This is a genomic window from Spartinivicinus poritis (assembly GCF_028858535.1).
Taxonomy (GTDB): domain Bacteria; phylum Pseudomonadota; class Gammaproteobacteria; order Pseudomonadales; family Zooshikellaceae; genus Spartinivicinus; species Spartinivicinus poritis.
Genome location: NZ_JAPMOU010000009.1, coordinates 78,663 through 91,547, shown reverse-complemented (window position 1 = coordinate 91,547; position 12,885 = coordinate 78,663). Strand labels below are relative to the sequence as shown.

14 protein-coding genes and 1 pseudogene are annotated in these 12,885 nt (G+C 38.5%); 7 read left to right on the top strand and 8 right to left on the bottom strand.

What is annotated here, in order from left to right; all coding sequences use genetic code 11:
- Nucleotides 1–33: 33 nt before the first annotated feature.
- A complete protein-coding gene (locus ORQ98_RS09445; protein ID WP_274688557.1) occupies nucleotides 34–639 on the bottom strand; it encodes a class I SAM-dependent methyltransferase in 606 nt (201 codons plus the stop codon).
- A gap of 195 nt (nucleotides 640–834) precedes the next feature.
- On the bottom strand, nucleotides 835–1,275 hold the full coding sequence (locus tag ORQ98_RS09440) for a MarR family winged helix-turn-helix transcriptional regulator (protein ID WP_274688556.1): 441 nt from the start codon (nucleotides 1,273–1,275) through the stop codon (nucleotides 835–837).
- 403 nt (nucleotides 1,276–1,678) lie between these two features.
- On the opposite strand from ORQ98_RS09440, the gene ORQ98_RS09435 reads away from it, so the two are divergent.
- The 3 genes from ORQ98_RS09435 to ORQ98_RS09425 all read left to right on the top strand — a co-directional run bounded on the left by ORQ98_RS09435 (nucleotide 1,679) and on the right by ORQ98_RS09425 (nucleotide 3,943).
- The gene (locus tag ORQ98_RS09435; protein ID WP_274688555.1) at nucleotides 1,679–2,476 is read left to right on the top strand and encodes an alpha/beta fold hydrolase; all 798 of its coding nucleotides are present in this window, start codon (nucleotides 1,679–1,681) and stop codon (nucleotides 2,474–2,476) included.
- A gap of 45 nt (nucleotides 2,477–2,521) precedes the next feature.
- Nucleotides 2,522–2,776 (top strand): DUF2164 domain-containing protein, encoded by a 255-nt coding sequence (locus ORQ98_RS09430; protein ID WP_274688554.1) that lies wholly within the window; start codon nucleotides 2,522–2,524, stop codon nucleotides 2,774–2,776.
- A gap of 408 nt (nucleotides 2,777–3,184) precedes the next feature.
- Nucleotides 3,185–3,943, top strand: coding sequence for a substrate-binding periplasmic protein (locus tag ORQ98_RS09425; protein ID WP_274688553.1), 759 nt, complete (start codon nucleotides 3,185–3,187; stop codon nucleotides 3,941–3,943).
- Nucleotides 3,944–3,972: 29 nt separating this feature from the next.
- Here ORQ98_RS09425 and ORQ98_RS09420 read toward each other — a convergent pair whose 3' ends face one another.
- Nucleotides 3,973–4,809: a tetratricopeptide repeat protein gene (locus ORQ98_RS09420; protein WP_274688552.1), complete on the bottom strand. Its 837-nt coding sequence runs from the start codon at nucleotides 4,807–4,809 to the stop codon at nucleotides 3,973–3,975.
- Nucleotides 4,810–4,909: 100 nt separating this feature from the next.
- On the opposite strand from ORQ98_RS09420, the gene ORQ98_RS09415 reads away from it, so the two are divergent.
- The gene (locus tag ORQ98_RS09415) at nucleotides 4,910–5,596 is read left to right on the top strand and encodes an IS6 family transposase (RefSeq protein ID WP_274688551.1); all 687 of its coding nucleotides are present in this window, start codon (nucleotides 4,910–4,912) and stop codon (nucleotides 5,594–5,596) included.
- Nucleotides 5,597–5,768: 172 nt separating this feature from the next.
- Nucleotides 5,769–7,775 carry a TonB-dependent receptor plug domain-containing protein gene (locus ORQ98_RS09410; RefSeq protein WP_274688550.1) on the top strand — a complete coding sequence of 669 codons (2,007 nt, stop codon included), beginning with the start codon at nucleotides 5,769–5,771 and terminating at the stop codon, nucleotides 7,773–7,775.
- On the opposite strand, the pseudogene ORQ98_RS09405 reads toward ORQ98_RS09410, so the two are convergent.
- Nucleotides 7,772–7,855: pseudogene (locus ORQ98_RS09405) on the bottom strand (hypothetical protein); the annotation flags it as partial. The gene ORQ98_RS09410 and the pseudogene ORQ98_RS09405 overlap by 4 nt on opposite strands.
- Nucleotides 7,856–8,072: 217 nt before the next feature.
- On the bottom strand, nucleotides 8,073–8,903 hold the full coding sequence (locus ORQ98_RS09400) for a hypothetical protein (RefSeq protein WP_274688549.1): 831 nt from the start codon (nucleotides 8,901–8,903) through the stop codon (nucleotides 8,073–8,075).
- 322 nt (nucleotides 8,904–9,225) lie between these two features.
- Here ORQ98_RS09400 and ORQ98_RS09395 point away from each other — a divergent pair, with 322 nt between their 5' ends.
- The gene (locus tag ORQ98_RS09395) at nucleotides 9,226–9,348 is read left to right on the top strand and encodes a hypothetical protein (RefSeq protein ID WP_274688548.1); all 123 of its coding nucleotides are present in this window, start codon (nucleotides 9,226–9,228) and stop codon (nucleotides 9,346–9,348) included.
- A 254-nt stretch (nucleotides 9,349–9,602) separates the two neighbouring features.
- Here ORQ98_RS09395 and ORQ98_RS09390 read toward each other — a convergent pair whose 3' ends face one another.
- Complete coding sequence (locus ORQ98_RS09390; protein ID WP_274688547.1) at nucleotides 9,603–9,797, bottom strand: hypothetical protein; 195 nt, start codon at nucleotides 9,795–9,797, stop codon at nucleotides 9,603–9,605.
- 630 nt (nucleotides 9,798–10,427) lie between these two features.
- On the opposite strand from ORQ98_RS09390, the gene ORQ98_RS09385 reads away from it, so the two are divergent.
- Nucleotides 10,428–11,288, top strand: a complete 861-nt coding sequence (locus tag ORQ98_RS09385; protein WP_274688546.1) for a glycosyl hydrolase family 18 protein — start codon at nucleotides 10,428–10,430, stop codon at nucleotides 11,286–11,288.
- Between the two features lie 242 nt (nucleotides 11,289–11,530).
- Here the strand turns inward: ORQ98_RS09385 and ORQ98_RS09380 are convergent, their stop codons facing one another.
- Entirely contained in the window at nucleotides 11,531–12,136 is a 606-nt protein-coding gene (locus ORQ98_RS09380) for a hypothetical protein (protein ID WP_274688545.1), read from the bottom strand.
- Nucleotides 12,137–12,244: 108 nt separating this feature from the next.
- Nucleotides 12,245–12,478, bottom strand: a complete 234-nt coding sequence (locus tag ORQ98_RS09375) for a hypothetical protein (RefSeq protein ID WP_274688544.1) — start codon at nucleotides 12,476–12,478, stop codon at nucleotides 12,245–12,247.
- Nucleotides 12,479–12,885 lie beyond the last annotated feature (407 nt).

The window sequence follows — 12,885 nt, the reverse complement described above, 5'->3', positions numbered from 1 at the left end:
AAAAATACCTTTCGTAATGGGTATAGACATTGGCTATTTGTCCCTTAACTTTTTGGCTTTCACAATAATGGTTTCAGCTTTAAACGATTGTTTGTCTGGCATTGGGATTGCTCGGTTAAGATGACCTTGTTTGTCTATGTATAGGTCGGGTGCTACCGCTAATAACAGTGCAGCAATATCCTTGGCTGGAGAAAACAGGTGGGAAATATCCTGGTCGCAGTTCATATCGCTGCTAGCAATACCGATAAAGAGTAGGGTACCACCAGGGGCTAAAGCGTTAATAGCATTAGCCAGCATCTGTTTTCTTTCTGCCAGAGGTAAGTGGATAAACACCATATATACTAAGTCAAACTGTTGCTTTGGCTGATAAGTTAAAATATTGCTTACCTCGGTATTAATTGTTATCTGCTGTTTATCTGCCTGTTGGTTAATTCTATCGATGGCTTTTTGAGAAAAATCAATGGCAGTCACTTGCCAACCAGATTTAGCTAAAAACAAACAGTCTGCACCTTCCCCGGCACCTAATTCCAATGCATTACCTGGGGTTAACTCAGCCACTTCTGTGGCAAATACCTCATCTGGCTGGGTCCAAATGGTAGATTGTTCTTGGTAATAATGATTCCAAAATTCTGGGTTCATTTTTCAAGCTCCATACTTTATTTAATAAATGGTTAGGTATTTTGTTAGGCTAACTAACTATTTGATTAAAAAATAAATCTTAAAACATCTATCTCAGGTGGTGCTATTTACTCCTTTCCGCTAAAGCTCTAATTCCCCCCCCCTTTGGCAAAGGAGGGGTAGGGGGGATTTTAAATTAAAATAATACAACAACCTCTAAAAGTGTTTACACACCTTATCCATCACCTTCTCAAACAGTCGATATTCCTCCTTGGTTAATTGCTGTTTAATAGCAGTAGCCATATTTTTATAAATCGCCTGCTCTTTGCGTACCAACGCCATCCCGGCTTTGGTCACGAGTACATGCTGGGCTCTGGCATCGTAACGACATTGTACTCGCTGGATAAGACCACGCTTTTCCAGTTTATTGACCATGGTACTGGCTGATGCCCGCTTTACTTGCATTTTTGCCGCTAAATCAGTCAGGTGCGGCCCATCAAATACAGTGTCTTGGTGGGCATCGCAAATACCTTCAATAACGGCTAAGCAGGTTAAGTATTCATATTCATTAAAACTTAACTCTGCTTGCTGTTGGTCCTGGTTCCACAGCCGAGCCAAATAACGGTGAAAGCAATCCAGAGACTCATCTAACTTCATGATCGACCATCACTTCTCACTAGTTTGTTAGTTAAACTAACCAAATGTTACGTCGTTGTCAAATGCTATATCACTGTTAAGGTGACTTTGGGGCACCTCTAATAATTTTCTGCTGATATACCCAATACGAATGGTTTTTAGGTGCGGCCATCAAATGACGAGACCCCATGAGCCTATAAATAATAGGTGATTGGGGCGAGGAATGAAGATAACAAAACCTAGAAAGAAGGGTATAGTTTGCTGTTTTTGGCCTTTTGTCCGTCAATAAGGTTATTTGGAAAGGCTGCCAGCTTTACCACAAGTGTGTGGAGTTATATTATTCACTTTGAAAAAATAAGCACTGAAACTCAGTGAGTTTTGCCGAAGGCCCTAGTGTTTATGCTCAAAATTGGATAAAGCGAAAATGAAGTATATAAAGCAAGGTTCGGGAGAGTATTTAATATTGGTACATGGTGCTCTCACAGATGCAACCATGTGGTTACCGCATATTAACCACCTTAAGGCTGACTATGAAGTCATTTCAGTTACGCTGCGTTATTTTAATGGTGAGGATGAGGATAAAGGGGACTTTGGATTAAATACCCACGCAAATGATTTAGCAGAATTACTTGCCAAACTTTCTACTGATAAGCCAATTAATATTGTTGGCTGGTCTTATGGCGCTGATGTAGTACTTAATATGCTTTTACAGCATAAGGTAGAAAATATTTCAGGTATTTTCCTATATGAACCAGGTTTTCCTGGATGTTTAGCAGAACAAGAAATGGAAATGTGGTTATCAGATGCAAATACCATGTTTGGAAAGGTGTTTAAACACTTTTCCGAAGGAAAGCTTGAGCTTGCAGTGGAAACGCTTATTGATGCTTCAGGGAATAAACAAGGGTATTTTAAAAGCCAACACTTGGCGATAAGAGAGCTGCAACTGTCGAAAGCATATACATTGGCTTATCAACTTAACCAACAAGAACAGCCTGAAATAACCTGCACCAACGTATCAAATATACGCAACCCATTGGTTATTGGATTTGGCTCGCAAACACGTGACATTTTCAGGCTTGTTTCCACAAGCACTGCAACATTATCGGAAGCTATTGAAGTTAAAAAAATAGTAGGGGAAGGACATATGCTGCCACAAGAGAACCCTGAAAAATTCTCAGCACTGGTTAAAAATGTAATTTCATCACTAGTGGTACACCAGTAGGCTAACGGTTGGAGTATTATTTGAGCCTAAATAAGGAGATAGATATTGTCAGATATAAAATTTAGTAAAAATGAAAAGGATATTTTGATACAAAAGGTCAAGATGTATTTTTTGGAAGAGTTAGATCAGGAAATTGGTGGTTTTGATGCTGAATTTCTTATTGACTTTTTCTCCGAAGAAATAGGGGCATATTTTTATAATCGTGGTATCTACGATGCCCAAGCGCTGATTGCCAACAAAGTAGATGAAATTTCTGAATCAATATATGAGTTAGAAAAGCCAACTGAGTTTACCAGGTAGGGTGGCTATTCTCTGTTGGTTAGGCAAATCACTTCTGTTGCAATACAGTTATAAAAACCTCCAATAAGGTTAATAGGTTTTTTGGTAATACCACTCTTCCTCCTATATAAGAGGTTGTCGCAAAAGCTAGCGGATATGGGGCAACGGGATGTTCTGTAGCTGTGATAAGGAAGTCGCTTTAGCTCTTGATGGGGCAGGGATGGCACTTCAAGAGCGGTGGAAGAATATCCTGTTATTCCATATTGGACACTAGACTTATTTTCAACACCCTCATAAAAAGAGGGATGGTTGTATGTTGTTACATTGATGATAAGAAATGTAACAACATACTTTTTCATGATAAGTATAGTAGGTGTAACTGTCTGCTATGCTTTAGTAAATAGGTAGGTCTGGCTATCTCATCATATAATGAAAAACTATTTTTTTATCCTTCTCCTTCTTTATTATTCACTATCAACCAAAGCACAAAATTTTATTGAGCTAGCAAATGGCGAGTGGGCGCCTTTTTTATCACAAAACTTACCCTATTTTGGTTTTGCCTCGCATATTGTAACTGAGGCTTTTGCAGAAGAGGGTATTCATACTCAATACTTGTTTTTACCATGGGGTAGGGCAGAACATGATGTGAGGACAGGAAAAGTGTCAGGGTCAGTCGTATGGATGAAAACACCTGAACGAGAAAAGTTTGCCTGGTTTAGCAAGCCGGTTATGTCCTTAGGGGAAGTGTTGTATTATCGTCGTGATAAACAACTTAATTGGAAAGAGTTCAGTGATCTGTATGGGTTGCGTTTTGCCATTCCACTAGGGTCTACCCTTGGAGGTTGGCATGAGCATGAAGGTAACGATAAAATCAAGTTTATACGTGCTAAGGATATTAAACATAGCTTGTTATTGTTACTTAAACAACGAGTGGATGGTTTTCCCTATAATAAAATGGTGGCAGACCATGTGTTGCGAACAGAGTTTCCTCTGGAAAAAGACCTTTTAACACATTCAGAGAAAATTATATCGAAAAATATATATCGGTTGATGTTGTCAAAAAAAAGATCAAGCAATAAAAAAATATTGATGAAATTTAATAAAGGTCTTGATACTCTAATGCATTCAGAAAAGTATCGGAAAATGATAGAGTCATATAACAATGGAGAGTATGACTCTATTAAATGATATTTTGCTATTTTTTGTACAGTAGTTGATTATGTTTTTTCAATGAGCGAGAATAAATAAGTCATTAATGCTAAAGCTCCAAACCAGGCTAAACCCCAGCTGTATTTACCCCAGGCTTCAAAGATAGATGACCGTTGTTTATAGTCTTTATAAAAAAGTTGGAGCGGTTCTGGTAAATCAGTTAATGCTGATTTTCTTTTGCCTTTAATAGTATTTTTATCGATCCACTCTCTGATAGCAAAATATAAATTCTGGGTGATTACCTTGTTGGTAGGGTCGAGTTGGACAATGTTGTAAAGTACATCAATAGCGTCGCGAAGTTTTCTTTTTTGGGCTATTAAACTCCTAGCGAAACCATTTAGTAAGCTGATGTCTTCAGGGTCATACTTAAGTGCTTCTCGATAAGCATGTTCAGCTGCAGCATATTTTTCTTGTTCAAGCTCAATATCACCTAATAAACGAAAGGCTTCTTCGCTATCAGGTTCAAGTTTGATGACTTGTTGAAGTATGGTATGTGCTTGCTTAATTTCACCATTTTGCAAGTGTGCCTTGGCTAAACGTTGTAGGAAATCTGGGTCTTCTGGGTCAATCTCTGCTGCTTTTTTAGCGTAGTCAAGTTCAAGGGTAAATTTACTTAAACAGTGACTGGTAAAGCTAAGTAAATAGTAAGCACCACCAAAATCAGGGTTGAAACCTAATGATTTTAGCAATGCTTCTTCTGCTGCTTGATAATTTTCTTGGCACATTAACACTCGACCTAAATTAAGCAACCAATAAGCATCTTCAGGGTCTTGGGTAAGCTGCTGGCGTATTTGCTTTTCTGCTTCATCATATTTACCTATATCAAACAAGGCATCTATACGCACATCAATAGTTCTTGTACTATTAAAAGTTCTGTCGCAAACTTTTACCCCACATGATAGCCTTTCCCGTTCCTGCTAGCCCTATGGTTGTTTGGTAGTCACTATGAGTGTTGATGAACGTTTTAAAGGTTGTCACTTTCCCAAGTGCGTTGTACTACAAGCCGTGTATTATTACCTTCGGTTTGCATTGAGCTACCGCGATATAGAAGAACTCATGCAAGATCGGAATGTGCCTGTCGATCACTCCAGTATTCAACGATGGGTAGTAGCCTACTCAGCCAAGCTCGAAAAATCGTTCCGAAAAAAGAAGTCACCTGTTGGCCGCAGTTGGCACATGGATGAAACCTATATCCGGGTAAAAAAAGACTGGTACTATCTGTATCGGGCCGTCGATAAACAAGAGCGGACCATTGACTTTTTATTTACCAAACACCGGGACACTAAGGCTGCCAAACGTTTTTTCAAGAAGGCCATTCGTGCGAATGGCGTGCCAGAGAAGATCACCATTGATGGCAGTGCAGCGAATAATGCCGCGATTGAAGAAGTAAATGAAGAGCTGGAGAAGCCTGTTATTATAAGGCAAGTGAAGTACCTCAATAATAGGGTTGAGCAGGGTCATCGCTTTATTAAGCGCATGACTCGACCCATGTTAGGTTTTAAATCATTTAATAGTGCTCGATCGACACTGATGGGTATTGAGCTGATCCATAGGCTTAGGAAAGGTCAGTCTGCTGACCCAGCAACAAAACATAAAACACTATTTGAGAAATTTTGTGCATTAGCAGGTTAAGTGTGTCTTGAAAACAGGCATTTTTGAAACTGAGAAAAGTTTGCGACAGAACCCATTTAACTTCCTACCTTGACCTACCTTATTTAAGCATCTAGTTTTTCTCATAGGTTTGTCTTAAAAGCATGTGTTAAGTACAAATAATAAATATAATTAACTAGTAGTAAAAAGAATAATGATATATTGGGGTAGTCAGGTTCCTACTAATCAAAGGTTACTCTGTTTACTATTGTCGTTTGTCTTGCCCTGCCATATTGAAGCTAGTGAAGATAACGGAAATGAATTGCTAGAATTAGAGCTTGAGGAGCTTTTAGCGATAGAAGTTTCTGTGGCTTCGGTAAAACCGGAAAACATAACCAATACACCTGCCGTTGTTTCCAGTTACACAATTAAAGATTTAGAAAAACTGGGGATTAGATCGTTACGTGATGTAATTGCTTTTATCCCGGGGTTTGTATTAGAGCGAAGCCGTGCCGGGTTGCCGCAAGTGCTTGTGCGTGGCTCAACAGTTACCTTTGGAGCCAAGCTGTTGGTAATGTTAGATGGTGTACCTATCTGGTCGCCTTCTCACAGTAATATCCCTTTGTTTGGAATCCCTTGGGCATCGATTGAAAAAGTTGAAGCTATTCGTGGTCCAGGAGCTGTGATTTATGGATCAAATGCTATAGCAGGGGTATTAAATGTCATTACTAAACAACAGGATGAGGGAGTGCTTCAGGCAAGTGCAGCTTCTAATGATTCATTGAATACTACAGGTTTTTACCGCCATAGTTTTTCTAATGATAGTGCTGTTGCGTTTGGCTTTGAGCGACAACATAAGGATGATGGCTTTGATGCTGAGGCTTTTTCGTCAAGTATTAATGCATCACCCGCCGAATACCAGCAAAAAGAGTTATTCGAATCTATTTTTTTACGTTACCAGCATGATAGCGGCCAAGTGCTGTTTTCCTATTTTAACGACTTCATTGAAGGCTCTTCGTTAAAAGGACCTCCTAGGCCAATGCCAGGAATGATGCCTCCAATGCCCGGAGGTATGATGCCAGGCCCTATGCCTGCTGTGATTGTCACCAATAAAACCCCAGATAATAAGACAGAGAGCTTATTAGTACATAGTGATTATTCCTTTAGTTGGGAAAACCACTCGTTAATGATTTATGGTGATTACAATCAGTACGCCCCTACATTTTTTGCTGTCGGAGAAACTGGGCAGTTTGACGATGTTTGGCGGGATAACTTTCGGATTCGCGCTGGCATACGTGGGGAAGGCCAGTTAGTGGAATGGGTAGATTACCTGGTTGGAATAGAGTCAGAATTGCGTAAAATTGATGATTTTCGTAATATCAATAAAAACCCCAATATACCTGCGCCAGTTTTGCTAAGGGCCGATGATGTGAGAGAAGACTCAGTCTATGGCCAGCTTGATTTTCACCAAGATCAATGGCGTTTTTTAATGGGGGCTAGAGCCTCAGATAATGAAAGGAGTGGTTTTAAGGTTACCCCGCGCACGTCGTTAATCTATTCTTTTGATGGGCCGCAATCCCTCAAGCTACTTTATTCAGTTGGTTTTACATCACCTAATTTTGATTCTGCTATGACTCAGGATGGTGGTATTGTTGATGCTGAAACCATTGAGATGGTAGATTTTGTATATTCTTACGTTACAACTAATACACTATTTGCTGCCAACCTTTATTATTATAAAGGTGAGGACTTTATTACCAGGGACTTAACAGCCCCAACACCAACACCTGCATTTTTAAATAGTGATTCCTTCAGGCGCAAAGGCTTGGAATTGGACTATCAAGTTCAAATGGATAAAACGCGTCTTCACTTTAATGTAGCTTATAATCATGAGGGTAATAAGACGACTATTAGTGATGACCCTTTAGCTGCACTAGTGCCAGAATTGACATTAAATATGGGGGCTCACTATAGACTTGGTAATCATTTATTCGGGATGAATTATGGTTATATTAGTCGCAGACAAGTAGCAGATAGATCAAATGGCTTATCTGTAAACTATCAATACACATTAGGTGAATTTGAGTTTTTTATTAGTATACATAATCTTCTGGAAGATGAATTTTTTTCGGTAGAACCAGATAGGGGTGATTCTTTTATAGCAATTCAGCGTAAAGATAATGGTGTTAATTATAAACTTGGTTTTAAAATTAACTTTTAAATACTGGTAAGCTTGGCTTCTAACGCTGCTTTTGCCTGGGCTTTGGTTAAATCGGCTTTTTCTGCAATGAGGTCGATTAGCTCTGACTTGTTCTCCCTACTCGATCCCCTTGCAAGTGGCTATTTACCTTTATTATTCAAGAGTAAGATATATAGGGTTGTGCCTCAAAAGTATGTCTAAAGGCTGGATTGTATAATTATCACAATCAAGCCGGATAAGCGAGTAGGTAGTGCTGGATCGAAAACAAAAAAACCCAACAACTGCTGGGTTTAACTGAAATTAATTAGTATTGAATTATTAAAAACGTTGGATATCTATAATTTCAAGTGTTGGATTAGATGAGTCAGCAGAGGTCAATTGTGACTTCTGACAACCATTTCTTTCAATAACAGTAATTTGGTTAGGCTTTAATTCTACGTACTCGTTGTCAACCATTGTTTTACCACGGTTATAACAAGTCATTTTCACATAGCCACCAACCTTAGAGCCGCGAATTTTAACAGCTAAGTTGACAGCCTGACGATTACGGAAATGCATTCCACTTTCATCTTCAAAAGTGTTATTTAGAGAAACAGATTGCTTACCTTCACAACCTTCAATTTCGTTAACAACGTAGTTAGTTTCTAACCAGTTGCGATCAAAAATACGCCAGCCATCCATATTGATATTCGATACATAGTCATTACAAGAAGCAACTGACGAATGCCTTGGCTCAACGTTCTTAGCTACTGGTTTCTTCACAGAGTTTATAGAAATTGAAACTGAACTGCTGCAGCTTGAGCTACCTTGACCTGAATGACTGCAAGAAGAAGTCTTTTGAATACTATTTGATGTAACAACAGTCTTTTCGATTTTTATCGGCTGGCTAGTGTTGTTGTTTAGCCAAGGGTACATTTTATTTTTTAAGCTAGTTGCTTGCTGATTGGTAAAACGGCGCTGCTTCCTCTCTTGTTTAGCAACATAACGATTATACCTACGCTCAAATCTAGCATCAGTAATTGACATCCAACCTGGAGCATACATATCAAAAAATTGCTGTTTGCTCATTGTATCAGCAGCAACCGCATTAGCTCCAATAACAGAAGCAATAACAACAGAGCTAGACAAAAGAAGCGTCGATAGTTTCATTATAAATTTCCTTTTAAATTTCGTGTAACTAATAATTAAGCGTTTATCTTTACCATAAATACAAATAATCCACCGAACATCATTAATGAGACTATTTTACGAATATATTTTATGGCTAATTATTAACCAATTTGTTTTGGCGAGCGCTACAGTAATTCCAATACCAATAAAAAACAACACGTATACAATAAGCTTTACATCACCTTTACATAGTTAAAGAACAGACTTCACAATTTTAGGTATTACAGAGCCCTCAGCTAGCATGCAGAAGCAGAAATTGCTAGCAGCCCTGATAGTAAATACTTGTCTGCTGGTTACTTAAATGTCAAATATTTGGGTGTCCTTTATTATTGTCTACGATACCCAAGCGCTGATTGCCAACAAAGTAGATGAAATTTCTGAATCAATATATGAGTTAGAAAAGCCAACTGAGTTTACCAGGTAGGGTGAAATGTTTGATGTAGGAAATTTATCCATGTTGTGAATAAAGTTGGATGAATATGGCTAACTCAATGTAAGAAATGGATGAATGTGACCATATAAAAATAAGCAAGGTTGGTAATGCTTACAAATAAACTGGCAAGCAATTTGCTGTTATATAACTTGTAAGTCATAAGTAGTCGTACTCCTTGTTTGAAATCCTTAAATTCTGTGCCCCGCAGTCGCGGGGCTTTTTTTGATGTGTTAATAAGTTGTTGATTAGCTAAGACTTAAAACAAGTTTAGCCTTTATTAAATAAGCTTCTCGATCAGCTAAACCATTTAAACCACCATTAATGCGACGTGTGATACTGCGGATGTCATCATTATCAGCATAGGCGCTCAAATTGTGCTTGTGCCAATGCCAACCTGCAACATCGATAGTAAATTTACTGTGGTTAAGGTTTTCTCGCACATATATTAAGCCATCACTTTCATGGGCAATTTGGGCTAAAAAATGGGCAGTCCGTAATGGGGGGTGAATATTATATCTATAAACACAGGCGATAATCGGTGAGTGGTATTTTTGAATAAGCTCAGCAGGTGTCTTAGTTAAAATAGACTGTAGCTGTTGCTCAGTGAGTCAAACTTCTCCAACAGTAATTATATTTGTTTTCATTGTAAATCACCAAGTTGTTTAATAAAAGAAAATGACGACCTGCAAAGACTGTGCCTGTTTAGTTTGATTTTTTACGCAACGATTAAATTGGAGGATTATAACCTGTTTAAAATATAAATGGCCAGTTTTGACCGTTACTACACAGTTAAAGCGAAGGGTAGAAAATCTTATCTTCATTCAACCAGCAGAGTAGGTAATGAAGCATTTTCTTTATAGGCAAGAGTTGAGTTGTAAACCTAAAATATTGGCAAGTATTTTGCTGTATTAAATACAGGAAATATTTAGGTGAATATTTTCTATTCCTTGATTGATGGTTTTTGTAAAACCCGTGAACTCGTACAGCGAGCTATTTTATGGTTAGTTAGGTGTTTAATAAACTAAACCTAAAAGCTCGTTATTAAATCTAATGAATAAGTGAGGATGAAAATGAATACTCCTTTAATGGTAGGTTACTTACAGAGCTGGTCTAAAGATATAACCTTTTCAGATGCTGCTGCTAGTGGTTACGACTGCATTGTTATGGCTTTTGGTGCGATAAATGGTGTTAATGTTGATATTTCTGATGGTTATTTTTCTCCTTCTCCAACTCCCTATGATCTTAAAGAAGATATTAAAGATGCTAAGCAGAAGGGGGCAAAGCAAATATTATTTTCTGTTGGAGGAGAACGTAACACTTACAATCCTAATAATGCTAATACGAGAGAATTAGCGAATAATTTGATAAGTTTTTTCAATGAGTATGGTTTTACTGGAATAGATTTTGACCTAGAAATAGATGGTGATTCTGATTATCTAGATGAGCTATGTGCAGCTCTTAAGCACGTTGATCCTAATATTTACATTACTGCTGCTCCTCAACTTAATCAAGCTGATCATGGTAGTAATTTGTTTTTAGTGTCCACCGGTAATGCAAAAATGTATGATAAGGCTATTGCTAATAATCATTTTGATTATTTATTTATTCAGGCATATAACAATCCATGGCCTCTGCTGGATGGAAGTGGTGAAACAGATGTCGATTTTATTTCAAAGAGCTTCAATAATTTGAAAAAGACAATCCCTACGAATACTTTAATTACTATTGGTGAGCCTGCAAATAAAGAAGCAGCTGGGACTAGTATCTTTACTGTACCGAATCCTCCTGAAGATATCTATCAGGCTATTGCGAAACAATACAACTCTATAGCAAGTGATAGTCAGTTTGGAGGTGCTATGGTTTGGAGTATTAACCATGATAAAAACGATGACTATCAGTTTGTGCGTGCGGTGAAACAATCATTTTCTTAAAGTATTTCACTATTTATGAATTAATTATATTGGTCATAGTAGAATGATATTATGGCCAACTTTTCGATTGTAACTACCTCCTAAAATGGCACAGCCTGAACGTAGAAATTTCTATATAATAAACGTATAGGAGTTTTCCCTTTATTGGGGGAGGGAAATATATTTTTTAAAATCCTCGTGTTAATGAATCAATACATTATTTTTATATTTGAGAGTTTTTCCTAAGCTTGGTTCAAATTATGTTAACTGACAGAAGGGGTATAAAATTGCTGACTTGTTGAAATTCCTTGGCTCCAACAATTCCCCACCTGTTTGCACCATTGTCGCATTCGGTCAACAGCCCCTGCACACCGGTGATATCGTTTACCAAAATGCTGTACAGTCGGTAGCCATTCATTAGGGTTAATATTCAGTCGTGTTAAGATCGGTATTAGATGCTGGGGTATATGACCTTGTTTATCATCTCGAATCGCTCGGCCGGTATAATCGACTAAATCAAAATAGTCACATTCATTAAATTGAATACCACGATCAGTTGAACAGCAATCGGGTTTAATATTGCCTGTAAAAGGAACTAAAGCGGGGTGGGGAGCTTGTTCGTCGTTGTGTTCTTCTCGATTGGTTGGGGCTTTTGCCTGTGAGGGGGCTGTTTTAGTTGAGTGAGTTTCATCACTCGTGCGTTGGCGAATACGGGCTTGAATAGAGGTAAAATCAGAGGCTTCTGGGGTGTCAGCTAACTTAGCGCGGATAGGGTTTAAATCCACATAAGCCATACAGGTGAGTAGGGCGGCTTCATCTAATAACGCTTGGCTTTTAAATCTACCCTCCCACAAAATTGTCAGGAACAATTTTGAACAGCTTTAGCTGGCCCTGAAAGGGTAAACGCCAGGGAGGGTGTTTATAAAAGCGTCCTCTGCAATTGTCTTCTTTATTAGCTAACCGCGCTATATATTCATTCAAATAACGCACTTGTGCCCTAGGGGTATAAACCAACTAATATTGGTTAACCGCTCTCGCCATTCTTCAATAATGTCCTGCACAGCGCATAATTCAGCTTCATTTAGTGGTTTAGCCCCTTTGTTTAACCAACGACTGACTAATAAATTCCCCTTAAACAGCTGGCACCAGCGCTGTGCAACGGTTTTGTCAGGCCACTGTTTGGCGGTATCCGCATCCACGCGTAAAATCAAGTGAAAGTATTTCAGGCCTCCTGCCTTACACCCTCCGGGCCATCCTTCGGATGTTAAAAATTGTTCCAGACAATTTTTTGATTACTCATTACAGCATAAGCACAGACATCTATGGAAAATACATCAGATAATTCCGCAATACGGTCGACAATCCATTGTTTTCGGTTATTTACAAGGAGGTAATGTATGCTAGTTTTGCAGGACGCAAAAACTAGTGTTCAAAGCTTCGGCCAGTCATCTTATCTTCTCCACATAAAAACGCACGCCTTACACATCGCATAATGCAATGGTAGTAGGGCGTGTCCAGAAGGCTGGCTTGTTCTTGTCGGGCGCGAGTCATCGATTGTTACTGCTTAGTAATGATAGTTGATGCTGTTAATGTTAGAGTATTGGGTGTTGGTTTTAAA